The sequence below is a fragment of the Bradyrhizobium mercantei genome (assembly GCF_001982635.1).
In the GTDB taxonomy this organism is placed as follows: Bacteria; Pseudomonadota; Alphaproteobacteria; order Rhizobiales; family Xanthobacteraceae; genus Bradyrhizobium; species Bradyrhizobium mercantei.
The window spans coordinates 1-674 of record NZ_MKFI01000064.1 but is presented as its reverse complement, the minus strand read 5'-3'; the positions used below and the strand labels follow the sequence as shown (position 1 = coordinate 674).

Sequence of the window (674 nt, the reverse complement as noted above, 5' to 3'; positions counted from 1 at the left end):
ATACACAACTCGGTCTGCTCGCCGCGCGCGGCGGCCAGGCGGGCGTCGACGTCTTCGTCGTCATAGGCCTCGTCGGCCGTCATGCCGCGCGCGAACGCCGAGACCCGGCCGACGCCCAGCTTGGGCCCGTAGCCCCGGCTCCAGTGGTACCACTCCATGATCAGCGCTTCGACCTGATCCGACTCTTCCCGCGTCATGTTCTGCCCCTTCTGGTTCCGGCCCTGCGCCGCCTGCTGCCAACCGGCCCGCTCCGCCGGCCGCGACGCAAAGGAACGCGCGATGGCGGCGCCCGCCTGCGATGCCGCCGCGACCCAGCCCTGCGGGGCCTGCAATGCCATGTTTCCTGCCTGATTCATTTGCCGCTCCTTGCCATTGAGTTCGATGCCGGTGTCCGTCGCTGGCGGACGCTGCCGAGGTGGCGCCGCCCGGGCGCCGGTGTTGCGAATCGCCATTGCGGCGGTCCGGATGGATGAGGGAGAGAAGCCCTTTGGTAGCGATACGCTACCCACGCTTCCGTCTGATAACAGCACACGTTTTGGGTAATCCATGAGTAAGATTCTACAAATGTATAATCCCGTTTTCAACACTTGTTGTTGCACAATTTTCCACAACTGTTTAGCGTTGACACCATGGCTCTCGGAAAACAAATCAGGCGCTATCGCGCCGCTCTCGGT

General features: G+C 63.4%; 1 protein-coding gene. It reads right to left on the bottom strand.

Going from position 1 to position 674, the window contains the following annotated elements; genetic code table 11:
* Positions 1-452: hypothetical protein (locus BI327_RS40940; protein ID WP_210191262.1), on the bottom strand; the 452-nt coding region annotated here is incomplete at its 3' end.
* Between the last annotated feature and the right edge of the window lie 222 nt (positions 453-674).